Genomic DNA, 22871 nt, shown 5'->3' with positions numbered 1-22871 from the left:
CTGGACGGACCACGCCTGCCCGCGCCGACCGCCCCGGCCAGTCGCCGGCGCGACAACCGGATCCGATCGAGGAAGCAGGTATCCATGTCTCAGGGAATTGCCGTTCCGGCCCGTTCGCTGACCATCGCCGCGATCGTTCTCGCCACGATAGCCGTCGGCCTGCTGGCCCTGGTCGGTTCGGCCGTCTTCACCGGAATTCCGGCCGACGGCCACCCGGTCCGCAGTGCCGACGTCGGCTGGAACGCCGCACCGCCGGTGTCCTGATTTCCGCGCCCGTCCGTCGGTGCTCGAAAGGTCGTGATGCCGGCCCAGGATTCGGATTAGGAGGGCAAAGTGCAGAAATCCGATGAACTTCGGACACTGGACGGTCATGCTCAGGCAGCCCTGGTCGCGAGCGGAGAGCTCACCGAGCGGGAGCTGCTGGAGGCCGCCATCGAGCGGGTGGAACGGTACGACCGGCTGGTCAACTCCGTGGTCATCCGCCACTACGGACCAGCCCTCGCCGAGAGCGCGGCCGGTGCGGACGGACCCCCCGCCACCGGCACCGGCCCGCTTGCCGGACTCCCCTTCCTGCTCAAGGACTTGGGGCCCTCACTGGCCGGGATCGAGGCCACCGCCGGCTCGAAGTTCCTGGCCGGATTCACCCCCACCGCCGACAGCGAGCTCGGCCTGCGCTTCAAGGCGGCCGGGCTGCGCACCTTCGGCAAGACCAGCACCGCCGAGTTCGGCGTGCTGCCCACCACCGAGCCCGCCCACTACGGGCCGACCCGCAATCCCTGGGACTTGTCGCGCAGTTCGGGCGGCTCCAGCGGCGGCGCGGCGGCGGCCGTGGCGGCCGGCCTGGTACCGGTGGCGCACGCCAGCGACGCCGGCGGCTCGATCCGCATCCCCGCAGGCGTCTGCGGGGTCTTCGGCCTAAAGCCGACCCGGGCCCGCACCCCGCTCGGCCCGGCCGTCGGGGACCTGATGAACGGGATGGCCTCCGAGCACGTCGTCACCCGCTCGGTCCGCGACAGCGCGGCCGTGCTCGACGCGATCGCCGGGCCCGCAGCGGGCGACCCGTACCCGGCCCCGCCCGGCCCCGCGTCCTACCTCGCGGCGGCCGCCGCCGACCCGGCCCGCCCGCTGCGGATCGCCTTCTCGACCCGGCCGGCCCTCGGCACGCTCGACCCCGAGACGGTGGCCGCCGTGCGGTACACCGCCGAGCTGTGCGCCGAACTCGGCCACCACGTGGTCGAAGCCGCCCCGCCGGTGGGCTTCGCCGACCTGGTCGACCCCTTCCTCGACATCTGGACGGCCGGGGTCTCCTCCGCCGTCATCGCCTCCGCCGGTCTGCTCGGCCGCCGCCCCGCCCCGGGCGAGATCGAGGAGCTGACCTGGCACCTCTACGAGCAGGGCCAACGGCTCAGCGCCGCCCAGTACCTCCTCTCGGTGGGCCAACTCCAGCGTGCGGCACGCACCTTGGCGGCCTTCCAGGAGGACTACGACGTGCTCCTCACCCCGACGACAGCCCAGGTCGCGCCGGAGCTCGGCACCTTCGGCACCGGCACACCCGAACAACAGCTGCGCCGAGCCGTGGAGTTCGTCCACGAAACACCGCTCGCGAACCTCACCGGCCAGCCCGCCATGTCGGTCCCGCTGTACTGGACCGACGCCGGTCTCCCCGTGGGCGTGCACTTCACCGGGCGGTTCGGCGACGAAGCCGGACTGCTCTCGTTGGCGGGCCAGTTGGAGCGGGCCGCCCCGTGGGCCGGCCGCCTACCGGCGCTGTGAACCGCCCGGTCGCCCCCCGACCGAAAGGCTCGACGTGAAGATACGTGTCGCCCAGCGAAATACCCCCCTCTGGTCAGGCGCGGGACGCCTGGCACGGCAGATCTACAGCCGTGCCTACGGCGCCGAGATCAACCCCGACCCGGACAGTTTCATCGTCGGCCACCACGAGCAGTGGTCCGCCGACGGCACCGGGATCAGCGCGTGCGTCGGCATCACCCGGGCCGGCGAGCGCCCCTTCTTCTCCGAGCGGTACCTCGAAGACCCCATCGAGACCGTGATCGGCAAGCAGTTCGGCGACTCCGTGGAGCGCTCACGGATCGTCGAGGTCGGAGCCCTGGCCGGCCGCGAACGCGGGGCCGGCCAGGAGATGGTCAAGATCACCCCGGTCATCTCCTGGTACATGGGCATGGAGTACATCCTCTGCACCACCACCGTGGCCCTGCGCCGCGTGCTGGAGCGCGCCGAGATCGGTTTCGTCCCCGTCGACGACGCCGACCCGGTCGTGCTCGGCCCCGAGGAACGTCGCGCCTGGGGCACCTACTACGACCAGGAGCCACAGGTCGGCGTGATCTCGCTGCGGAACGTCTCCGGACTCTTCGCCGAGATGACCGGCCGGTACTCCTTCATCGAGCCGGATCCGCTCGGCGAGCCAGGCTCACCGACCGGGCCGGGGTCCGGCCCCCACACGTACGAGGAGGTGTTGAGCGGTGCGGGCAGTTGAGCAGGCACTGCGCGAATTCGCCGACAGCGACCGGCCGTTGGTCCGGGTGCTGGCCGCTTCGGGCGCGGGCCCGCAGCAGGTGCACAGCTATCGGGAGATCACCAGGGCCGCGCAGGCCCTCGCCGACCGGCTCCCCCGGGCCGGGGCCCCGTTACGGGTCGGCGTGGTCTGCGCCAACACGCCCGAGTTCGTGGTCGCCGACCTGGCGCTGCTCGCCGCCAAGGCGGTGGAGATCCCGGTACCACTGGCCTTCAGCGCCGAGCAGGCCGCCGGCCTGCTCGAGGAGGCCGACCTGCTGCTGGTCGACTCCGCCGGGGAGCGCCGGCTGGCCGAGTGGGGCCGCGAACGCGTGGTGCCCGACCACGTCCGGGTGCTCACTGTCGAGTTGGCCGAGCTGAGCGCGGCCGGCCGGCCGTACCAGGTGCCCGGCACCACCGAGGACTGGATCTGCAAGGTGATCCACACCTCCGGCACCACCTCCCGGCCCAAGGGCGTGCAGATCCGGGCCTTCGGCATCGACGCCCTGCTGGCCTCGCTGCACGGCGAGATGCCCGAGCAGGCCTTCACCGGGTACCTCTCCACGGTGCCGTTCAGCCTGCTGATCGAGCAGGTCACCGGGCTCTACCTGGTGCTGCTCGACGGCGGCCAGGTCACCCTGCTGCCCCCGGAGGCCGAGCTGATCGGCACCTCGGCCGAGGCAGTCCGGGCCGTGCTGCCGCACCTGCGGGCCGCCCGCCCCACCGCCCTGGTGGCCACCCCGGCACTGGTCGCCGAGCTGGCGCACGCGGCGAAGGCCGCCGTCGCGGCCGGGCTCGGCGTGGCCGAGGAGCTGTTCGGCACCCCGGCCGTGCCGGTGCTCTGCTGCGGCGGAGCGCCCGTCCACCCCGACACCCTGCGGGAGTTGGACGAGCTGGGCGTCCCGGTCTACGAAGGCTACGGGCTGAGCGAGAACAGCTCGGTGGTCGCCTGGAACACCCCGGGCAACCGCCGGATCGGCACCGTCGGCAAGCCGCTGCCGCACGTCCGGGTCAAGCTCGGCCCGGACGGCGAACTCCTGGTCAACAGCACCTCCTTGTTCGCCGGATACACCCGGGACGACCCCTCCAGCTGCCTGCTCGAGGACGGCTGGCTGCACACCGGCGACCTCGCCACCCTGGAGGACGGCTTCGTCCGGATCACCGGGCGGAAGAAGAACGTCATCATCACCTCGGCCGGGCGCAACATCGCCCCCGAGTGGGTGGAGGCGCAGTACACCCGACTGCCCTTCGTCCAGGCCGCCGCCGTGGTCGGCAACCAACTCACCGAGCTGCACGGCCTGTTCGTGGTCGCGCCCGGCACCGACCCGGCCGCGGCCCGGGCCGAGATCGAGCGGTTCGGCGCCGAGCACCTCTCCGAGATCGAGCAGGTGAGGGCCGTACACCTGGCCGAGGCGGGCGGCCCCGCCTTCCGCAGCTACTTCACCGTCACCGGCCGGCCCGTCCGGGCTGCGATCGAACGGGCCATCGCCGACGGCACGTTGAGCCTCACCTTCTCCTGAAAGGAATTCGGATGTCCTTGGTGCACGAGCAGTACGGCAACGGCGCGGGCCGCGTGATCCGCCCGGGCGCCGAGCAACAGCGCCTGGCCGATCTGGACCCGGCCGCGGTCATCGACCTCCTCGCCGACTCCGGCTTCCTGCTGCTGCGCGGCTTCGAGCCCTCGCTGGAGGAGTTCTCCGCCTTCGTGAAGGCGCACTCCGGTCGGGTCACCCTCGACCCGGCCCGCTCCTTCCACGGCGGCGACGTCGCCCAGAAGGTGGACGCCGGGGTCAACGCCCTCGGCCTGCACATCGAGAACGGCAACAGCCCCTTCGTCCCCGACCTCACCTGGTTCCTCTGCGAGAAGGCGGCCTCCTCCGGCTCACAGACCACCGTCTGCGACGGGTACCGGGTCTGGGCCCGGGCCAGCGACGAGGCCCGGGCGGCGTTCACCGCCCAGGAGATCGTCTACAGCCGCCGGGTCGAGGAGGACAAGTGGAAGGCCTTCGTCTTCCACCAGCTCGGCGGCGCCAAGCCGCGCGAGGAGATCACCCTCGCGGACTTCACCGGCCTGGTGAACGACCAGGAGTCCACCACCATCACCCCCGCCGAGGACGGCTCGGTCACCTACTCCTACCGCACCGGCGCCGCCCGCACCACGCTCTTCGGCGACCGCCTCTCCTGGGCCAACAGCATCTTCGGCCCCTCCTACAACTACGAGCCGCCGACGATCACCTTCGCCGACGGCTCCGAGATCCCGGCCGAACTGCTCGCCGAGCTGGAGAAGCTCACCGAGGAGGAGACGGAGGAGCTCGACTGGGCGCACGGCGACGTCGCCCTGATCGACAACACCCGGGTGATGCACGGCCGCCGGGCCATCACCGACCCGGACCGCACCATCTACAACGCCCAGAGCTACCTCAAGCCCGGCCTGCGCTGACCCCTTGGAGCCCCTGATGACCGCATCCACCACCTCCGTAGGCACCGGGCTCGACGATCCGGCGGTCCGCCGCGTCCTCGACGAGCTCTACCAGGCCTCCGCCACCGACGACGACATCGTCCAGCACGCCCTCTCCCTGGTCGCGGGCCGCGAGGAGCCGCCCTCGCTGGCGGAGAGCGTCGAGCTGACCACCGACGCGCTGCTGCCCGTGCAGCCGAAGGTCGGCCAGTTCCTCCACCACCTGGTCCGCACCCTGCGCCCCGCCCGGGTGGTCGAGTTCGGCACCTCGTACGGGATCTCCACCATCCACCTGGCCGCCGCCCTGCGCGAGAACGGCACCGGCTCGATCGTCGGCTCCGAGATGAACGCCCGCAAGGTCGCCGAGGCCAGAAAGAACCTGGCGGCCGCCGGGCTGGCCGATCTGGTCGAGGTCCGCGAGGGCGACGCCCGCGAGACGCTGGCCGACCTGGACGGGCCGGTCGACTTCGTCCTGCTGGACGGCTGGAAGGAGCTCTGCCTGCCGCTGCTCGAGATCCTGGCGCCGAAGATGCGGCCCGGCACGGTGATCGTCGCGGACAACCTCTCGATGATGCCGCAGGAGTACCTCGACGTGGTGCGCGCCAAGGGCGGCGACTACGTCTCGATCGACCTCCCGCTCGGCGAGGGCATCGAGCTCACCACCCGGGTCACCCCCGCAGGCTGACCCCGCCCCGGCCCCACCCCGGCCCGCCGGGGTGGGGCCCTCCCCCACCGTGCAAGGAGCAACGCGCCATGAGCACCGCCGTCGACCCCCAGTTCACCGAGGTGGCCGAAGCCGTCCGGACCGCACTCGCCACCGTGACCCGCCTGGCGCACGTGAACACCTTCCACCCCAACGCCTTCGACTGGGCCCAGGCCGCCACCCCGGCCGAGCTCGACCACCTCTCCAAGGTCGCCTTCGGCGAGTCCGGCCACGAACTCGCCGCCGCCGCCTACATCACCAAGGAGCTCGCCCAACTCGCCGAGATCGAGCGGCACGTGAGCACCGTGATGGCCATGGTCATGGGCGAGCTGCACGACCTGCGCGACGAGATCAACACCGGCCACGAGCTGCACCACGCGCTCTCCTGCTTCGCCGCCGAGGAGATCCAGCACGCCAACACCTTCTACCGCTACTCCCGCGAGCTCTCCGGCATCGAACCCCGGGTCTTCGAGGGCCTGTTCACCGAGCGGCTGAACGTCTTCCGCACCGACGACCACCCGTACGTCAAGCTGGTCGCGCTCTGTCTCTCCGCCTACGTCGGCGAGTCCGTCATCACCGTCTACGAGCACCGGGCCGACAACCTCGACCCGCGGCGGGAGTTCTTCTTCACCCGCCTGCTGCACACCCACGGCCTCGACGAGGCCCGGCACGTGCAGATCGACCACGTCGCCATGAAGCTCCTGTACCCCGCCCTCACCGAGGAGCAGCGCGGCCGGGTCCGGGTGCTCCTGGAGGAGATCGAGGAGCTCAACCGCAAGCTGGCCGGCAACTTCCAGGCCGCCACCTGCGAGGCGCTCGGCCTCGACTACACCGAGGGCAATCCGGCGGCCGCCCTCCAGTTGGAGATCACCAAGGGCTTCGGGGCCCGGCTGTTCGCCGAGGACGGCAGCCTGCGCACCGCCGACGAGATGCTGGACGAGGAACTGCTCGGCCTGATCCGGGGCTTCTCCGGCCAGGCCGCGGTGCACGCCACCTCCGCCCCGCTCTCCCCCGCCCTGAACTGACCTCGGCCGGAACGGGGTGCTGAACACCATGGATGGAACGGGGCGTCACATGAGGGCCGGTCTGCTCGCACTGGGTCTGGGCACTTTCGCGGTCGGCACCGACAGCTTCGTGCTGGCCGGAATGCTGCCGCAGGTGGCGCGGTCACTGCACGTCGGCATCCCGGTCGCCGGGCAGGCGGTCATCGCGTACGCGCTGGTGCACGCGCTGCTCTCCCCGGCCGTGGTGGCCGCGCTGCGCTGGCCGAGCAAGCCGGTGATGCTCACCGGCCTCGCTCTGCTGGTGCTCGGCAATCTGCTGACCGCGCTGGCCCCCGGCTTCGGCCTCGTCGTGGCCTGCCGCATCCTGGCGGCGGTCGGCGGGGCGGTCTTCCTGCCGATCGGCACCATCACGGCGGTGTCGACCGTGCCACCGGACCGGCGCGGCCTCGCCCTCACCACCATCCGTGGCGGTTCGACGGCCGCCGCCGCCCTGGGCATCCCGGTCGGGGTCGCCTTCGCGACCCTGGCCGACTGGCGCCTGGCCATGTACCTCACGGCCAGCCTCGGCGCCCTGGCGGCGGCGGGCGTCGCCCTGCTCACCCCCGGCATCCCGGCCGCACCCCCGATCCACCCGGCCCGGGGCCTCTCACCCCTGCGGGACTGGCGGATCGGCCACACCCTCCTGATGGCCACCGTCCTCTTCTGCGGCCTCCTCACCCCCTACACCTACGCCGCCGCAGGCCTCTTCTCCCCCGGCCTCCCCCTGGCCCTCCTCCTCTCCACCTGGGGCACCGCCGCCCTCGCCGGCACCCTGCTCTCCACCCGCCTCACCGACCGGCTCGGCAGCCGCCGCCTGATCCGCCTCGCCTCCCTCACCGCCCTGGCCACCCTCACCCTCACCCCCCTCTCCGCCCACCACCTCCCCCTCGCCCTCGCCACCACCCTCGCCTGGGGCTTCGCCGGCGCCGTCCTCACCGTCCCGATCCAGCACCGCCTGATCACCTACAAACCCGCCGCCGCCCCCTTCTCCATCCTCCTCACCTCCACCACCTCCTACCTCGCCCTCGCCCTCGCCGCCACCCTCGGCGCCCTCCTCCTCACCTTCACCACCCCCACCACCCTCTGCCTCACCGCCGCCACCCTCATCGCCTGCGCCCTCGCCCTCGACTCCCCCCGCCGCCACCTGCGGTTGGCGTCCGCCTGACCCTGCCGAGGCCGGGCCCGGGCGGCCTACCACGGAGCCCTGGGCCAAGTACCCGGCTTCGGCGAATCCGGGCGCGTACGATCGGCGGTCCGGCACAATGGCCGCCATGACCAGCGCAGCCGACCCGCACGCGAACCCGCCGGTCGGCGGCACCGGCCGGGCAGGCGAGCCGTACCAGCCGTTCGCCCATCTCACTGCGGAGAACTGCGCGCTGTACCGGCGGGTCATGGGAGTGTTCGTCCGGGCCAAGCAGGAGTTCACCGTCCATCTGCGTCCGGAGGACGTGCACCTGGGGCTGCCGCCGGAGGTCCGTCCGCCGCTCGACGGTGTCGCGAAGGCGCTGGAGCAGCTCGCCAAGTGGGGCAACCTCCGAGCCGATCCGGACACCAGCCGGGTCACCGCGCTGGAGGACTTCTACCGCGCCCGGCACATCTACCAGCTGACCCGCGCAGGCGAAGCCGCCGAGGAGGCGCTGGCCGCGTACGACGGGGCGCTCGGCCGGCGCGGCGAGCTGCAGGCCGTCGCCCTGGCCGACATCGCGGTCCAACTGCGGGCCGTACTGGCCCTGGCCCGGCGGCCCGATCCCGATCCGACCGTGGTGCACCTGTCGCTGCTGGCCCTGGTGGACCGCTTCTCGGGGCTCGCGGAGAACGCGCGGGCGTTCATGGGCTCGCTCCAGCGGACGGTCGACCTGCACGAGGCCGAGGTCGAGGTGTTCCTCGCCTACAAGCAACGGCTGATCGACTACCTGGAGCGGTTCATCGAGGACTTGGTGACCCGGGGTGCCGAGATCGCCGGACTGCTGGAGGAGCTGGGCGTCTCGCCGGAGAGCCCGGTCGGGCCGCTGCTGCGGCTGGCCGCCGAGCGTGAGGCCTCGGACGCGGCCCCGGACGCGGCCGCCGAGGCGCTGGCCGCCGCCCGGGCCCGGTGGCAGGGGCGCTGGGACGGCCTGCGGGCGTGGTTCCTGAGCGTGCCGGGGCGCAACTCCCAGGCCAAGCTGCTGCGTTCGGCCGCCCGCCAGGCCATTCCCCAACTCCTCGCAGTGGTCCAGGCGTTGAACGAGCGCAGGGCCGGGCGCTCGGACCGCTCCGCCGACTTCCGGGAGCTGGCCCGCTGGTTCGCCGAGGCCCCGGACGACGACGCCCGCCACCGGCTGTGGCGGTCCGCCTTCGGCCTGCACTCGGCCCGGCACCTGACGATCGACCAGGAGGCCCTGGCCGAGCGGGACACCGATCCGGTCCCCGCCTCGGCATCCTGGTACGACGCGCCCGGTGTACGGATCAGCCCGCAGCTGCGCCGGACCGGATCGTACGAGCGGCGCGGCCGGGCCAGGGCCGTGCAGAACCGTGACGAGGCCAGGGCGTACCTGGCCGAACTGGCCCGCAAACAGGCCGAACAGACCGCGGCGGCCCGGGCCCGCCTGGCCACCAGGGGCGAGGTGCGGCTGAGCGACCTCGACGAGCTCGACCGGGACGCCTTCCGGCTGTTCCTGCTGCTCCTGGGCGACGCGCTGTCGATGTGGCGCCCGGGCACCACATCGGTCTCGACCACCACCAACGACGGGACGATGGAGATCAGGCTGACCAGACTGCCCGGCGGGGGGCTTGCCGAGATCGACACCCTCGACGGTGTGCTGTGGGGCCCGGAACACCTGGTCGAGATCGTCGACCTGACCAGTGCGGGTGAAGTGACGGGGGCCGGCCATGAGTGACAACCGCCTCGGCGACGCCCTCGCCGCGCAGCGGGCGGAGGAGGTCCGGCGGGCCGCACGGGCGCTGCTGCGCCGCCCCTTGCTGCGCGCAGGCGGGTCCCACGCCGACGAGTTCCGCCTGGTCCGGCAGCACGTGGCCGAGCTGCGCACCTGGTTCGAGCGCAACACGGGCTGGGCGCTGCTGGTCGACTCCGAGGTGGCAAGGCTCCGCCGGATCCCGGGCCAAGGCGACGATCCCACCCACCCGGCCCGGGACCAGCGCACCGGGCTCCCGTTCTCCCGGCGCCGCTACGTCCTGTTCTGCCTGTGCCTGGCTTCGCTCGAGCGCGCCGAGCAGCAGATCGCCCTGGGGCGGCTGGCGGAGCAGGTGGTACTCACCGCGGCCGACCCTGCGCTGACGGCGGCGGGTATCACCTTCACCATGGCCGACCGGGAGCAGCGCGCCGACCTGGTGGCGGTGGTCCGGCTGCTGCTGCACTGGGGCGTGCTGGCGAAGGTCGCCGGCGACGAGGAGGCGTTCCTCAAATCGTCCGGGGACGCCCTGTACGACGTCGACCGCCGGGTACTGGCCGGGCTGCTGGTCTCCCGCCGCGGCCCCAGCACCGTACACGCCGGCGGCTTCGAGGAGCGGCTCGCCGAGCTCAACGCCGAGGTCCTGCCGGACAGCGACGAGCTGCGCAACCGGGCGCTGCGGCACACGCTGACCCGGCGGCTGCTCGATGACCCGGTGCTGTACCTGGACGGGCTGTCCGAGGCCGAGAGCGCGTACCTCACCTCGCAGCGCGGCGCGTTGACCCGGCGGATCAGCGAGCTCACCGGCCTGGTGCCGGAGGTACGGGCCGAGGGGATCGCGATGGTCGACCCGGACGACGACCTGACGGACCTGCGGATGCCCGAGCAGGGCACCGACGGCCACGTGGCCCTGCTGATCGCCGAGTACCTGGCGGGCCGGGGCGGAACCGTCCCACTGGCCGAGCTGCACCACCGGGTGGCCGGCTGGGCATTGGAACACGCCGGCTTCTGGCGGCGCAGCGCGACCCTACCCGACGCCGAGACGGAGCTGACGGAGCAGGCCGTGGACCGGCTCGTGGCGTTGGGCCTGCTGGCCCGGGTGCAGTCCGACGACGGCGCCCCCGCCGTCCGGCCCCGCCCTGCCCTGGACCGCTACCGGGTCGGCGAGACGATCCTGCTGGAGCCGGGCCAGAGTGCTCCCCGCAGCACCGCGAAGAAGAGCACGAAGGGGAAGAGGACCCGATGAGGACGACCGTCGACACACCGCTGCCGTCACCCGGCCGCCCCCGCTGGCAGCCGCTGCGGGTCGGTCTGGTCGACCTCTTCTACTACGACGTCGAGGAGTTCCACTTCCAGGACGGGCGCCTGCTGCTACGCGGCAACAACGGCACCGGCAAGTCCAAGGTGCTCGCCCTGACCCTGCCCTTCCTGCTGGACGGCGACCTCTCCCCGCACCGGGTGGAGCCGGACGCCGACCCCAAGAAGCGGATGGAGTGGAACCTCCTCCTCGGCGGTGAGCACCCGCACCCCGAGCGGCTCGGCTACACCTGGATCGAGTTCGGCCGCCTCGACGAGCGCGGCACCCCGCAGTACACCACCCTGGGCTGCGGCCTGAAGGCGGTGAGCGGCCGGGGTATCGCCCGGCACTGGTTCTTCGTCACCGACCGGCGGATCGGCCCCGAGCTGCGGCTGCTCGACTCCACCGGCGCCGCGATCGGCCGCGACCGGCTGGCCGAGGCGTTGGACGGCCGGGGCCTGCTCTACGACTCGGCACGGGCCTACCGCAGGGCGGTGGACGAGGCGCTGTTCGGCCTGGGCGAGCAGCGGTACGCGGCCCTGGTCGACCTGCTGGTCCAACTGCGGCAACCGCAGCTGTCCAAGCGCCCCAGCGAGAAGGCGCTCTCGCAGGCGCTCACCGAGTCGCTGCCGCCGATGGACCAGGCCGTGGTCGCCGACGTCGCCGAGGCGTTCCGCTCGCTGGACGAGGAGAAGGAGCAGCTGGCGGTGATGGTCGCCGCCGAGCGCGCCGCCACCGGCTTCCTCCAGCACTACCGCCGGTACGCCCAGGTGGCCGCCCGGCGCAAGGCCCGTGCCCCCCGCGTGCAGCACGCCCGCTACGAGGCTCTGCGGGCCGAACTGAACACTGCCGAGCAGGACTTCAAGGCGGCGGGCGCCGCGCTCGCCGAGGCCGAGGCCAGGCTGGAGGAGCTGGACCAGCGGCGCACCGGGCTGCACGCCCGGAACGAGGCGCTGCGGGCCGGTCCGGAGATGCGCAGCGCCCGCGATCTCGAGCAGGCCGCCGAACGGGCCGACCGTACCGCGCGGGATGCCGAACGGGCCGAGGCGGACCGGCTCCGGGCCGCAGACGAGCTGGCCAGGTTCGCCGCCCGGCTCGGCGCCGCCAGGTCACGCGCCGAGGCCGCGGAGCGGGCCCTGACGACCGCCCTGGGCCTGGCCGGGGAGGAGGCGTCCGCGGCCGGGATCGAACGCGAACACACCGACCGGGTCGGCGGCCCGCTGGCGGCGGGCGACACCCCGGAGGCGGCACGGCACGGTGCCGACGAGCTCACCGACCGCCGGCTCCGCTCAGTCGCCCTGGCCGACCAGCACCTGTCGGCCGCGCAGGACGCGGCGCGCGAACTCGACCGGGCCCGCCGCCGGTTGGAGGAGGCGGACGCGGAACTGGCCCACCGGGCCGAGCTGCGGGCCGAGTCCGAGGAGGGCGCCGCACAGGCGGGCCGGGACTACCTCGTAGCCGTCCGTAACCACTTCGCCACCTGCACCATGCTCCGGCCAGCCAACCCCGAGGGCACGCTCGACGAACTGGCCCACTGGGTCGGGACACTGTCCGGCGCCGATCCCTCCCGGGCCGCCGCGCAGCGGGCGGCAGAGACGGCCGGCATCGAACTCGCCCGGCGCCGGGCCGCGCTGGAGACCGAACAGCAGGCGGCACAGGGTCGCCGCGAGCTGCTGCGGAGCGAGTCGGCCGAGCTGCGCGCCGGGGGCCAGCCCGGCCCCCGGGCCCCGTACACCCGCGCCCCGGAGAGCCGGCGGGAGCGCCCCGGCGCTCCACTGTGGCGCCTGGTCGACTTCGCGGGAGATCTGCCGGACCGTCAGAAAGCCGCTCTGGAAGCAGCCCTGGAGTCATCCGGACTGCTCGACGCCTGGGTCGCCCCGGACGGCACGGTGGCCGCCGTCGGCACCTGGGACACCCTGGCGACCGTCGGCGCGCCGGTGGCCGGCCGGTCACTGGCTGCCGTCCTGCGCCCCGCCGTGGACCGCGAGGACCTGGCTGCCGCCTGCCTCCCGGACGAGCTGATCGCCCGGCTGCTGACCGGCATCGGCCTGCTCGGCCCGGACGAGGAATTCCCCGAGGCCGGAAGCTGGATCGCCCTCGACGGCCGGTTCCGCCTCGGCACCCTGACCGGCGCCTGGTCCAAGCCCGCCGCCGAGTACCTCGGCGAGCGCGCCCGGGAGCAGGCCCGGCGCGCCCGGATCGCCGCCATCGACACCGAACTGGCTGAGCTCGAAGGCCGCTTGGAGAACATCGCCGCGGGCTTCGACACTCTGGGCGCAGGCCTGCACACCCTGGCGGCCGAGCAGGCCGCCCTGCCGGACGACTCCGCCCTGCGCGGCGCGCACGCCGCCGTGTCGGCCGCTCACCGCGAACACGCGCGCACCGCCGAGCGCCGCGAGGCGGCCGACCGCGCGGCCGGCGAGGCCACCACCGCCGCCGACCTGGCCACCGCCGAACTCCGCTCCCTCACCGAGGAGCTCGGTCTTCCCGCCACCGCCGCCGGCCTGCGCGACATCCGCGAGGCCCTCGGCCGCTACCGCGAGGCGCTGGCCGGTCTCTGGCCGTCCGTCCGCGAATCCCGGGCCGCCCTGGCCGCACTGGCCGCCGAGGAAGGCGAACACACCCGGGCCGCCGAGCACACCGCCGAGCTCACCGAGCGCTCGCGTACGGCGGCCAGGGAGGCCGTCGCCGCCGGCGAACGCCACGAGACACTGGCCGCCACGGTCGGCGCCGCCGTCGCCGAGTTGCAACGCCTGCTGGCCGAGGTGTCGGCGGCCCTGCGCGGCTGCGACGAGGACGAACGCACCGCCCGCCGCGAACAGACCGATGCCGTCGGGCGCCGGGCCGCGGCCGACGCCCTGCGCGACCGGGTCCGCGAACAGATCGAGGAGACCGGCCGCACCCGCGCCGAGGCCATCGACGCACTTCGCCGCTTCGCCTCCACCGGCCTGCTCGCCGTCGCCCTGCCCGACCTGGAGACCGATGCAGGCTCGTGGGCACCCGAACCCGCCGTCCGGCTCGCCCGCGCGGTCGAACGTGAGCTGGAGCCGGTGAACGACTCCGACCCGGTCTGGGAGCGTACCCAGCAGCGGATCATGGAGGAGCACAAGAACCTCGCCGACGCCCTGTCCCGCCACGGCCACACGGCGACGGCCCGGCTGCTCGACGACGGCCTGATCGTGGACATCGTCTTCCAGGGCCGGGAGCGCTCCGTCCCCGAGCTGGCCGCCGCGCTCACCACCGAGGTCGCCGACCGGCAGCAGCTGCTCTCCGCACGCGAGCAGGAGATCCTCGAGAACCACCTGATCACCGAGGTGGCCGGCACCCTCCAGGAGCTGGTCGGGGCAGCCGACGGCCAGGTGCTGCGGATGAACGAGGAGCTCAAGGACCGCCCGACCAGCACCGGCATGCTCCTGCGACTGGTCTGGCGCCCCGCCCGAAACGCACCCGGCGGCCTCGCCTCCGCCCGCCAACGCCTGCTGCGCCAGTCCTCCGACGCCTGGACGGACGCCGACCGCACCGCCCTCGGCGAGTTCCTCCAGGCCCAGATCGACCGGGCCCGCACCGACAACCCCTCCGGCACCTGGCTCGAACACCTCACCACCGCCCTGGACTACCGCTCCTGGCACGAGTTCGGCATCGAACGCCACCAGCACGGCAAGTGGCAGTCCGCTGCCGGCCCGGCCTCGGGCGGCGAACGGGTACTCTCCGTCTCGCTCCCGCTGTTCGCGGCCGCCTCCTCGCACTACGCCTCGGCCGGAAACCCGCACGCCCCACGCCTAGTTACCCTGGACGAGGCCTTCGCCGGCGTCGACGACGACTCCCGGGCCAAGTCCCTCGGTCTGCTCGCTGCCTTCGACCTGGACGTGGTGATGACCTCGGAACGCGAGTGGGGCTGCTACCCCCAGGTCCCGGGCCTGGCGATCGCCCAGCTCTCCCGTGTCGACGAGATCGCCGCCGTTCTGGTCACCCACTGGGTGTGGGACGGCCACCACCGGACGCGGGTGCCCGACGCTTTGGAAGGCGCCGAAGCCTCCCGAGCCTCCCAAGACTCCCAAGCCGAGGCTCCCGGCCCGCCGCAGGAAGGCCTGTTCGCCTGACCATGGACCTCCCCCGCCTCCAACGCCTGCTCGGCGGCCCCGAACTCGCCTGGCTCCTCGACCGCGCCCGCCGACGTCTGGCAGACGGACGCCCCCTCGACGGCACCGTCACCCTGACCGGCGCGACGGACGCCCAACGGACCGCTGCTGCACGGCTGCTGGGCCGTCCCCCACGCCAAGGGCGCTCGCTGTCCGTCCCACTGGGCTCCGTCGACGCCGTGCTCCGGGCCAGCGGAGTCTGCCCGGCCGGCCTCGCGGCAGCCGTGATTGCACTGACCGGCCCTGTGGCCGACCGCCGTGCGCAGGAAGCCGCGTCCTCGGCCGCCTGGCAACGCGCAGAGGCCGAACTCGACCACCCCTCGGTCACCGGCCGGCCCGAACTCGCTGCCTGGCGCACTCACGTGACGGCCAACGGCCTGCTCAAACGGCTCTCCGGCAGCGACCCCGAAGCCGCTCGGAAGCTGGCCGCAGACACCACCCTGGTGCTGTCCCACCTGCCTGCCGACGGCCTCACCCTCCCTGTCCTCGCCGCCCGCACCCTCGGCGACGCCCACGCCCTGGACCAGGGCCGCCCGCTCGCCACACTCGTCCACTCCGCAGTCCGGGCGCTCGTCGCCGTCGAACTGCCCGCCGGAGCCGAGGGCCGCCGAGCCACCTGGGCCTCCGTCGGCGTGGCACTGGACGAACTCTCCTCACGCGTCCTCGTGCTGAACCTGCCCGGCTCTCCTGCCAGCCCGACCGGCCGCATCCTCACCGCCGCCGCCGAGGGCGGCGAACCCTGCCTGCTGACCCTCCGCCAGCTGACCCGGCAGCCCCTCGACCTCGGACTGCGCGGGCGCACGGTCCACATCTGCGAGAACCCCGCGATCCTCGCCGCTGCCGCCGACGCATACGGGCCGGACTGCCCACCCCTGGTCTGCGTCGAGGGCAACCCCTCCGTCGCCGCCCGGAGCCTGCTCACCGCCATGGCCGCCCAGGGCTCCCTCCTCGCCTACCACGGCGACTTCGACTGGGGCGGCGTCCGCATCGCCACCACCGTCCTACGCCTCCCCGGCGCCACCCCTTGGCGCTACGACACCCCCGCCTACCTCGCCGCCGTCCACCACGGCCTCGGCACCCCCCTCACCACCGGCATCCCCGCCCCCACCCCCTGGGATCCACCCCTCTCCTCCGCCATCCGCGAGCACGCCCTCCGCATCGAGGAGGAACACCTCCTCGACCACCTGCTCGCCGACCTCCACCCGTCCAAGACTCCCGGACCAGCACAGTGAGCCATGACCTCCACTCTGCCAAAGACGGCAAAGAACCCCAGGTCAGAGGCCTGACCTGGGGTTCACCATGGAGCCGCTTTCGGGATTCGAACCCGAGACCTACGCATTACGAGCTCGCCAGGACAGCGCCACTTGATGGCCCGTCATGCATCGGATTGCACTGCATCGCAGGTCAGAGGCGTGATCACCAGTTCGGCCTGCACCGGATCGCACTGCAATGCACTGCCTCGTCGTTCCCAGAGCGTTCCCAGGAGGGCGGGCTGACTGGCGGATGCCCGGCGCAGGAGCCCCTGACCTGGCCTCCTGCGGCTCGCCGAAACGCCGTCCAACGGATTGCCCTTCCGATGCAAAAGGGCTCCATCCCTAGCACCCAGGGATGGAGCCCTCTGCCCGCAGCTGCGGGACTTATGTCTGGTCTGAATCTAGCGCCCGCATCACGGCAAGGCCAACTTTCGGGCGATCGGTCCGGCCGAGGCTGGCCAGGCGGTGACGGGAGTAGCTAGTGGGTGGCGAGCCAGGTGACGACGGCCTGAACGCAGGCGGCGGTGTCGTCGGCGTGCGAGTTGCTGTCGGCACCGTCGTAGATCGGCTCGCTCTCGGACTCTTCCAGGTCGGGATAGAAGGATGCCTTCCAGTAGGTGTGCTCGCTGGCAGGGTGGACGATCTGGGCGCCGTCGTCCGTGAGGAGTATGTCGCCGCCTGGGGCGTCGAGCTGGAGGGCGAAGCAGCCGCCGCCGGTGTACATGGGCTCGGCCTTCAGGTTCGCCTTCAGGAGGGCCTGGTAGAGGTGGCGTCCGGCGATCGGGTCTTCCCCGGGGGCGAGTTCGTCTGCGAGGGCGGACTCCAGGGTTCGGTGAGCCTGGCTACGCCCACCGTTTTCACCCTGGCGAGTACCCCCGGGGCGGGCGGCCAGCCACGTGGTGATGGCAGCGACGCACGCGATCGTGTCGACCTCGTAGTCGATGCCCTCGGTGCTCGTGTAGACCTCGTGCCAGATGCCGCGGTCGGTGGGCGTGGGGTAGTAGAGCGCGACCCACCCCTGGCCTTCCTTTGCCAGGTGGCCGACGGTGCCGTCGTCGGCGATCGCTATCTGTCCGCCGCCGGGTACGGGGATGGTGATGGCCCAGCAGCCGCCGCCACTGTAGACAAGTCCGAGGTTGAGGCCGTGGTCGGCGAGGGTCTTCCAGAGAAGGTAGCCGGCCACGGGCTCTTGGCCGGGCTCCGTGGGGGTCGTGAGGAGTGCGTTCATGCTGGCGTGGGTGTGGTTCACGGGGCTCCTTGTGTCGATGGGACGCCGGGGGCGGGGTTTACCTCCGGCATGCTTGGTTGGCCGTGGCGGCGCGCTAGAGGTGCGGGCGCGCCACCGTCTCGATATTGCTTATTTCTGTACGCATTTGGCGTATGAGTGTTCCTCGTGTTCGCCGGCCAGGGGTCAGGCTGCTTGGGTGTGAGCGGTGCGCATCAGCACGTGCATCTTTGCGAGCCGGACTTGCTGGTCGCGGTGCTGGATCACCTTGAGTCGCCGCTCTGCGGCCCGCTGGGGGCCGTTGCCTTCGGCGAGGGTGTCACCGCACCAGACGAGGACGTTGGGGCCAAGGTTCCAGAGGATCGCGTTGAGGGCACAGCAGGCGGCGGCGAGCGGGTCGATGTCGGTCATGGACCAGGCGAAGTCTGCCGGGGTCAGGTTGTGCTCCAGGAGGATCTGAACGAGGGCGCGGTGCATGCCGCCGGTTCCTGCGCAGGGGTCGTCGAAGGACATGCCGGGCTTGATCGGTTGGCCTTCGAGTGTGAAGCGGGCCATCATCTCGGCGACTTCTGGTGGTGTGTGGAACTCGGCAAGGGCGTCGCGCTGCCCGGTCGTCCTGAAGTTGGTGAGGAGGAAGCCGAGGGTGTCGGCGGCGGACGAGTAGTTCGGGTCGTCGTCGCCGTGCAGGTCGAGCAGTCCAGTGTCCAGGGCCGCGTGGATCGCGGCGCGGACCGGCAAGGCGAACTTGGTGCGGGTGTCGGCGTCGGTCAGCCATTCGTGCACGGGGCGGGCGCACTCGATGAGGTCGGGGCGGGCGATCCACCAGCGGGCAAAGCATTCCTCCAGGGCCGTGAGGGTGTCGGTCTCGTTGAGGCTGCGCCACCAGTCGGCGACAAGCGGTGCGACGTGGCGGCCCTTGAGGGGCCAGAGGGCGACCCCGGCGACGGCTCCGATGGCGATATCGAAGCGGTGATTGCCGGCTGCCTTGTACCAGGCGCGGGCAACTGCCTCGGCAAGCTCGAATGCCGCGTCGTGTGGCTTGCCCGGGAAGCGGATGGCGCGGGCCTTCTGCAGCCGGGGCGGTACGGCTGCGTGGGTGGCCTGGCGGGTGGCCGTGGCTTCCTCGAGCAGTTTCTTGCGTGTGGGTTCGGGCTTTCGGGCCTTGGGTGCCGTTCGGGTTTCGGGGACTTGGGCGAAGAAGTCGAGTTGCATGGGCGCTCCGGTCGGTGGTCTTGGTCGTGGTGGCCGGTGGTTGCTGAGTTCGCCGGTGGTGGGTCAGGCGAAGCGCCGGTTGATCCGGCGGGTGATCTCGTCGGCGACGGTGCGGATGTGTCGGCGGTCGCCGCGGTGGAGGAGGGCGTGCTTGAGTGCGAGGGGGTAGCAGTCGAACAGGACTAGGTCGGCGTACTGGCTGAGGGTGATCGCTGCGAGTCCGTCGGGCCGGAGGGCCCAGGCGGTGACGGTGGCCTTGTCGAGCAGTTGCTCGGCGAGGTCGCGGGGGCCGTTGAGGTGTGGGGTGCGGAGGATCTGGCCGACGGCGTGCTGGTGGTGGCTCGGTACCTGGCGGTTGAGGGTGGCGTGCATGGTGACCCCTGACTCTTAGTGGCTTAATTTTGTGCGCATTTGGGGTATGGCTGTGCACTCACGGCCGCCTCGCAGGCCGGTTCGCTCAGAGCCTCAGCCGCTTCACAGTCCGCTGGTCGCGTACCGGTAAGCGATGACGCAGTCTTCGCAGCAGAGCTCGTCGTCGATGAGGTCGGTGGCATCGCTAGGGGCGATGGGCATCGCGCACTGCGGGCAGGTGAGGGCCGTCGTGGCCGTGAGCATCGGGGCCACCGTGGTCAGAGGACGAGGAAGCCCTGGGGGTTGGCTTCGGCCATCTTCAGCAGGGCGGCGTCCGGGCCGCCCTTGGCCATGATCAGGGCGCGGCAGAAGAGGCCGAAGGTCCGCTCGTCCAGCGGGGCGGCGCCAACGCTCTCCAGGAAGTCGTGGATGACGTCGGCGGCGTCGTCCGGGTGGGTCATGACGGTGTCGCCGTTCCTCTCGCCGAAGGTTGTGATGACGCCCCCGCCCCGGAGGAGTTGGACGGTGAAGATGCGGACGACGGGGTCGAAGATCGGGCGCAGGGTGGTGTGCTGGTCGACGGCGACGAGGATGTCGGACATGGGTTCTCCGTAGGCGATGGGTGGCCGGGGGCCGGCGTGTGGCTGCAAGAGGAGAGGGCGATGGGGTTGCGGCCGTTGGTCGATCCGGGTCGGGACGGTTCTGGACCACAAGCTGCGGGTTGTCCGCCGTCGGTACGTGGTCGGACCGGGGGCGAGGCCGGGGCGGAGCTCCATGGCTCCGCCCCGGCGGACTCAGATGCCCCGGAGTCTGGCGGCCAGGTCGCCCAGGACGACGCGCGTCAGGCGCAGCTGGTGCTGGGCCTCGAAGTAGTCGCCCGCGCCGAGTGCAGCAAGGTCGACCGCCAGCCGCAGGGCCGACTGGGGTACCTGGGCGGTCCACTCCTCCAGGTGCTGCCCCTGGGAGTTGCGGCTCCAGGCCGCGTAGAGCGACTGTTCGACGATGTCGGCAGTGCGCTGCGCCGCGTCGGGGTCGAGCCCGTAGGCGCCTTCGATGACGCTCGCGAAGTGCGGTCCGTCGTGCAGGTGGTCGGCGGCGTGGCGCCCGGCCTCGAGTTCCTCCGCCGGCTTGACCCGCTCGGGGCTGGCGGGCGACGCCTGTTCGTGGTTCACGGTTCCCCTTTCTCGGGGGGCTCCTCCCTCCGTTCTTATAACTTAATTCTATACGCATTGAGCTGGAGGGTCCAGCGTCACCCAGGAATCTCACTATCCGGACAGTCCCCCGTGGGCGGTGACTCCAGGGGGAGCTGCGGCCAGGCCACTCCTTGCAGGGCCCGGCGGTGACTGGCCGGCATCGGCACCGCGGCGTGGCCAAGCCAGTCCCGGCCCATGTGCGCCATCACTCCGGCGTCAGCCATGTCGTACCGGCCTGCGCCCTCGCACTCAAGGCCGAAGCGGGTCGCAACTGCGTCCCGCACCATCCCTTTGGCGACCCGGGCCCGCTCCTTGGCTGGGTACTCCTTGGCGGGGTTGGCGACCCCGCAGGCGTAGATGATCCGGGAGACCGGCGGGACGACGGCGTACGCGATCCCCCCGCCGCCACAGGGACTGGGTGACGTGCCACCACAACCCGGCGAGCTCGTGGTGGCCGGCCTGTCCTCCGTGGCGGTGTGCGGGCCCTTCAACCATCACGAGGTCGGCGGCGCGGGTTCGGTCGTCGATCTCCCGCAGGTGCCAGTCGATGCGCGGGTGGCCGCGCAGACCGGCCTTCGGCCGCAGTGCGCATGCCCAGTCGACCCCGGCGATGCCGGTGGAGGTCAGGGAGAGATCCAGGCCGATCACCAGGGGGATGGGGCCCCGGGTCGCCTCGGCGGTGGCTGTGTTCACGGTGTTCCTCGTGGCGGTGTGCTGGCCCGGGCCGGAGTTCCGGCCCGGGGGCAGCTGTCGGCCCCATCCGGACAGCTGTGGGAGGTTCCGCCCCTGAGTCGGTCAGGGGCGGGTCGGCAGCAGGGTGATCAGACGGCGAGCTGGAGCTGGACGGGTTCGGAGGCGTCCGCCTTCTCCTTGTAGGTCCGGCAGGCATCGCAGTACCGCTCGCCGTTGGTGTAGTGCTTCTTGACGCCCTGTGAGGTTCCGCAGAGTTCGCGGCGCACCAGGGCGGAGGGCAGCTCACGGTCGTCGGCTCCCTCGACGGTGGCGATGACGTCCCCGTGGAACCAGATCCGGCCGCCGGCGACACCGTCGAACTTCGAGGGCCTGGGCCGCACCTGGTAGATGCAGCGTGCCCGCACCGGGCAGGGGCCGCAGGTGGGCAGTAGGTCCATCACCAGCTTCAGGAGGGCTGAGCTGGTGCGCTCCTCGTCGCTGGGGGCGAAGCGCGTGTTCCCGTAGCAGGCGGGCTTGAAGACTTCGGTGACGGGCAGCGCGGAGTAGGCCATGGGCGGATTCCTTTCGGGCCCCGCCCCGCCTGGTCGAGGCGGGGCGGGGCGCTGGGGTCAGCGGTGGAAGCGGCGGTCGATGGGGTGTCGGCGGTCGGCCCAGCGGCGCGGCAGCGGCAGCAGCCGGAGCATCCAGTCGGGCCGCCAGCAGGTGCAGGGCGTCCAGGCGTCCCAGTGCTGGCCGCCGATCCATCCGCCTTCGCCGTTGCAGTGGCGGCAGTGGGGGTCGGCGCTGTCGGTGAGGTGGAGCGCCGGACGGGGTCCGTCCAGGACGGTGAGGCGCAGTCGGCGCAGCGACAGGGCGGGGCGGCGGGGGAAGGTCATCAGAGCACTGCCTGGACCTGGGTGCCGATCCACCGGGCGACGTTGACCGAGACGGCATTGCCGGCCTGCATGGTCTGGGCGGCCGAGCTGCCGAAGACGATGTAGTCGGCGGGGAATCGCTGGCCGAGCAGTTGCTCCCGTGGCTGAAGCATCCGGAAGCGGCAGTCGTCGAGGTCGGGCGCCGAGCGGACTACCGCGGCGGAGGACTTGGTGCCGAACGTGTGGAAGGGGTGCCCTGCGGTCCTGGATGCGCCCTTGCGGTACGGGATCACCAGGGTGTTGTGGTGCAGGTCGGCGATCTGCCCGCCAGGCACCACCAGGGCGTGGTGGTTGCCTTGGGCGGTGAGCCCGGCGAGAGGCGAGCTGACCGGGTTGGCGGTGGAGTGGTTGCGGTACTCCACGATGTACGGCTCGGGGAGGGTCACCAGGGCTTCGCTCTCTCGGGTGGTCCTGGCGCGCAGTGGAGCGTCGGTGTGGGCCGCGTCGGTGTTCCAACTGCCGCCGGCGGGGACGAGCAGCGCCTCGCCCTGCTTGGTCGAACGGGTGGGCAGCGGGCGGGCGTTGGGGTCGAAGGCGCGGGCGTCGCCGTCCTTGCCGTGGGTGATGGTCAGTGTGCTCGGCCGGTGGGGGTACATCTCCAGCCCGGCGCGGATGCGCGACATCGTGGTGGGGGCCAGTGGGGTGCGGCGCTGACCGATGCGGGTGCCGAGGTTGGTCCAGTCGATCGCGGTGGCGGCCGGGCGCACGTACGGCTCGACGATCGCGTGACGGCACCGGCGGTTGGGGCACCGGTAGTCGTACTGGATGCCGTACCGGCCGACCTTGACCTTCGGGTCGCGCCAGCTCTGGCGGGCCTTCACGTTGGTGTCGCACTCGAAGCACCAGGCCCAGGGGCGCGGCGAGAGGTCGGGCTTGCGTGCGCCCTTCGGGGTGAAGACGAAGTTATCTGGACAGATCACCTGATTCAGCGACTGTGTCGGTCGCACGGGGTGCGTATGGTTCCGGCCGTGCGAGTGATGAAGGTGCCCGA

General features: G+C 72.2%; 21 protein-coding genes. 12 read left to right on the top strand and 9 right to left on the bottom strand.

The window, feature by feature from the left end:
* Positions 1-84: 84 nt before the first annotated feature.
* The 12 genes from ABT095_RS25765 (at position 85) to ABT095_RS25710 (ending at position 16271) form a co-directional block, all read left to right on the top strand.
* Positions 85-264: a hypothetical protein gene (locus ABT095_RS25765; RefSeq protein ID WP_350531874.1), complete on the top strand. Its 180-nt coding sequence runs from the start codon at positions 85-87 to the stop codon at positions 262-264.
* A 69-nt stretch (positions 265-333) separates the two neighbouring features.
* Positions 334-1773, top strand: coding sequence for an amidase (locus ABT095_RS25760; RefSeq protein WP_350531873.1), 1440 nt, complete (start codon positions 334-336; stop codon positions 1771-1773).
* Positions 1774-1807: 34 nt separating this feature from the next.
* Positions 1808-2494: a thermostable hemolysin gene (locus ABT095_RS25755; protein ID WP_350531872.1), complete on the top strand. Its 687-nt coding sequence runs from the start codon at positions 1808-1810 to the stop codon at positions 2492-2494.
* Positions 2481-4031 (top strand): AMP-binding protein, encoded by a 1551-nt coding sequence (locus ABT095_RS25750; protein ID WP_350531871.1) that lies wholly within the window; start codon positions 2481-2483, stop codon positions 4029-4031. Before ABT095_RS25755 ends, ABT095_RS25750 begins: the two co-directional genes overlap by 14 nt.
* 11 nt (positions 4032-4042) lie before the next feature.
* Complete coding sequence (locus ABT095_RS25745) at positions 4043-4951, top strand: TauD/TfdA family dioxygenase (RefSeq protein WP_350531870.1); 909 nt, start codon at positions 4043-4045, stop codon at positions 4949-4951.
* A gap of 16 nt (positions 4952-4967) precedes the next feature.
* Entirely contained in the window at positions 4968-5654 is a 687-nt protein-coding gene (locus ABT095_RS25740; RefSeq protein ID WP_350531869.1) for an O-methyltransferase, read from the top strand.
* A gap of 68 nt (positions 5655-5722) precedes the next feature.
* Positions 5723-6697: a hypothetical protein gene (locus ABT095_RS25735; protein ID WP_350531868.1), complete on the top strand. Its 975-nt coding sequence runs from the start codon at positions 5723-5725 to the stop codon at positions 6695-6697.
* A 49-nt stretch (positions 6698-6746) separates the two neighbouring features.
* Positions 6747-7880, top strand: coding sequence for an MFS transporter (locus ABT095_RS25730; protein WP_350531867.1), 1134 nt, complete (start codon positions 6747-6749; stop codon positions 7878-7880).
* Positions 7881-7986: 106 nt separating this feature from the next.
* Positions 7987-9591, top strand: coding sequence for a TIGR02677 family protein (locus ABT095_RS25725; protein ID WP_350531866.1), 1605 nt, complete (start codon positions 7987-7989; stop codon positions 9589-9591).
* Positions 9584-10849 (top strand): TIGR02678 family protein, encoded by a 1266-nt coding sequence (locus ABT095_RS25720; RefSeq protein ID WP_350531865.1) that lies wholly within the window; start codon positions 9584-9586, stop codon positions 10847-10849. Before ABT095_RS25725 ends, ABT095_RS25720 begins: the two co-directional genes overlap by 8 nt.
* Entirely contained in the window at positions 10846-15000 is a 4155-nt protein-coding gene (locus ABT095_RS25715) for a TIGR02680 family protein (protein WP_350531864.1), read from the top strand. The genes ABT095_RS25720 and ABT095_RS25715 overlap by 4 nt, the downstream gene beginning before the upstream one ends.
* A 2-nt stretch (positions 15001-15002) precedes the next feature.
* A complete protein-coding gene (locus ABT095_RS25710) occupies positions 15003-16271 on the top strand; it encodes a TIGR02679 family protein (protein ID WP_350531863.1) in 1269 nt (422 codons plus the stop codon).
* A 499-nt stretch (positions 16272-16770) separates the two neighbouring features.
* Here the strand turns inward: ABT095_RS25710 and ABT095_RS25705 are convergent, their stop codons facing one another.
* The 9 genes from ABT095_RS25705 to ABT095_RS25665 all read right to left on the bottom strand — a co-directional run bounded on the left by ABT095_RS25705 (position 16771) and on the right by ABT095_RS25665 (position 22827).
* A complete protein-coding gene (locus ABT095_RS25705; RefSeq protein WP_350531862.1) occupies positions 16771-17541 on the bottom strand; it encodes a hypothetical protein in 771 nt (256 codons plus the stop codon).
* A 162-nt stretch (positions 17542-17703) separates the two neighbouring features.
* Positions 17704-18729 carry an N-6 DNA methylase gene (locus ABT095_RS25700; protein WP_350531861.1) on the bottom strand — a complete coding sequence of 342 codons (1026 nt, stop codon included), beginning with the start codon at positions 18727-18729 and terminating at the stop codon, positions 17704-17706.
* Positions 18730-18792: 63 nt separating this feature from the next.
* Complete coding sequence (locus ABT095_RS25695) at positions 18793-19101, bottom strand: hypothetical protein (RefSeq protein ID WP_350531860.1); 309 nt, start codon at positions 19099-19101, stop codon at positions 18793-18795.
* 102 nt (positions 19102-19203) lie between these two features.
* Positions 19204-19344, bottom strand: a complete 141-nt coding sequence (locus tag ABT095_RS25690) for a hypothetical protein (RefSeq protein WP_350531859.1) — start codon at positions 19342-19344, stop codon at positions 19204-19206.
* A 14-nt stretch (positions 19345-19358) separates the two neighbouring features.
* Positions 19359-19682 carry a hypothetical protein gene (locus ABT095_RS25685; protein WP_350531858.1) on the bottom strand — a complete coding sequence of 108 codons (324 nt, stop codon included), beginning with the start codon at positions 19680-19682 and terminating at the stop codon, positions 19359-19361.
* A 192-nt stretch (positions 19683-19874) separates the two neighbouring features.
* On the bottom strand, positions 19875-20252 hold the full coding sequence (locus tag ABT095_RS25680; RefSeq protein WP_350531857.1) for a hypothetical protein: 378 nt from the start codon (positions 20250-20252) through the stop codon (positions 19875-19877).
* Positions 20253-21094: 842 nt separating this feature from the next.
* Positions 21095-21517: a Fe(II)-2OG oxygenase family protein gene (locus ABT095_RS25675; RefSeq protein WP_350531856.1), complete on the bottom strand. Its 423-nt coding sequence runs from the start codon at positions 21515-21517 to the stop codon at positions 21095-21097.
* Positions 21518-21574: 57 nt separating this feature from the next.
* Complete coding sequence (locus tag ABT095_RS25670) at positions 21575-21841, bottom strand: hypothetical protein (RefSeq protein ID WP_350531855.1); 267 nt, start codon at positions 21839-21841, stop codon at positions 21575-21577.
* Positions 21841-22827: a DNA cytosine methyltransferase gene (locus ABT095_RS25665; RefSeq protein WP_350531854.1), complete on the bottom strand. Its 987-nt coding sequence runs from the start codon at positions 22825-22827 to the stop codon at positions 21841-21843. Before ABT095_RS25665 ends, ABT095_RS25670 begins: the two co-directional genes overlap by 1 nt.
* Positions 22828-22871 lie beyond the last annotated feature (44 nt).

The organism is Kitasatospora sp. NPDC002227, assembly GCF_040296285.1.
Taxonomy (GTDB): Bacteria; Actinomycetota; Actinomycetes; order Streptomycetales; family Streptomycetaceae; genus Kitasatospora.
Note: the sequence above shows the minus strand (reverse complement) of the source record. Positions and strands in the feature narration are given on the sequence as shown.

What these genes read in the sequence shown, in the direction of transcription:
- ABT095_RS25675 (WP_350531856.1), bottom strand. Translation starts at nt 21,517, where the DNA reads ATGGCCTACTCCGCGCTGCCCGTCACCGAAGTCTTCAAGCCCGCCTGC.
- ABT095_RS25740 (WP_350531869.1), top strand. Translation starts at nt 4,968, where the DNA reads ATGACCGCATCCACCACCTCCGTAGGCACCGGGCTCGACGATCCGGCG.
- ABT095_RS25695 (WP_350531860.1), bottom strand. Translation starts at nt 19,101, where the DNA reads ATGCACGCCACCCTCAACCGCCAGGTACCGAGCCACCACCAGCACGCC.
- ABT095_RS25715 (WP_350531864.1), top strand. Translation starts at nt 10,846, where the DNA reads ATGAGGACGACCGTCGACACACCGCTGCCGTCACCCGGCCGCCCCCGC.
- ABT095_RS25765 (WP_350531874.1), top strand. Translation starts at nt 85, where the DNA reads ATGTCTCAGGGAATTGCCGTTCCGGCCCGTTCGCTGACCATCGCCGCG.
- ABT095_RS25725 (WP_350531866.1), top strand. Translation starts at nt 7,987, where the DNA reads ATGACCAGCGCAGCCGACCCGCACGCGAACCCGCCGGTCGGCGGCACC.
- ABT095_RS25670 (WP_350531855.1), bottom strand. Translation starts at nt 21,841, where the DNA reads ATGACCTTCCCCCGCCGCCCCGCCCTGTCGCTGCGCCGACTGCGCCTC.
- ABT095_RS25730 (WP_350531867.1), top strand. Translation starts at nt 6,747, where the DNA reads ATGAGGGCCGGTCTGCTCGCACTGGGTCTGGGCACTTTCGCGGTCGGC.
- ABT095_RS25720 (WP_350531865.1), top strand. Translation starts at nt 9,584, where the DNA reads ATGAGTGACAACCGCCTCGGCGACGCCCTCGCCGCGCAGCGGGCGGAG.
- ABT095_RS25700 (WP_350531861.1), bottom strand. Translation starts at nt 18,729, where the DNA reads ATGCAACTCGACTTCTTCGCCCAAGTCCCCGAAACCCGAACGGCACCC.
- ABT095_RS25735 (WP_350531868.1), top strand. Translation starts at nt 5,723, where the DNA reads ATGAGCACCGCCGTCGACCCCCAGTTCACCGAGGTGGCCGAAGCCGTC.
- ABT095_RS25690 (WP_350531859.1), bottom strand. Translation starts at nt 19,344, where the DNA reads ATGCTCACGGCCACGACGGCCCTCACCTGCCCGCAGTGCGCGATGCCC.
- ABT095_RS25745 (WP_350531870.1), top strand. Translation starts at nt 4,043, where the DNA reads ATGTCCTTGGTGCACGAGCAGTACGGCAACGGCGCGGGCCGCGTGATC.
- ABT095_RS25685 (WP_350531858.1), bottom strand. Translation starts at nt 19,682, where the DNA reads ATGTCCGACATCCTCGTCGCCGTCGACCAGCACACCACCCTGCGCCCG.
- ABT095_RS25710 (WP_350531863.1), top strand. Translation starts at nt 15,003, where the DNA reads ATGGACCTCCCCCGCCTCCAACGCCTGCTCGGCGGCCCCGAACTCGCC.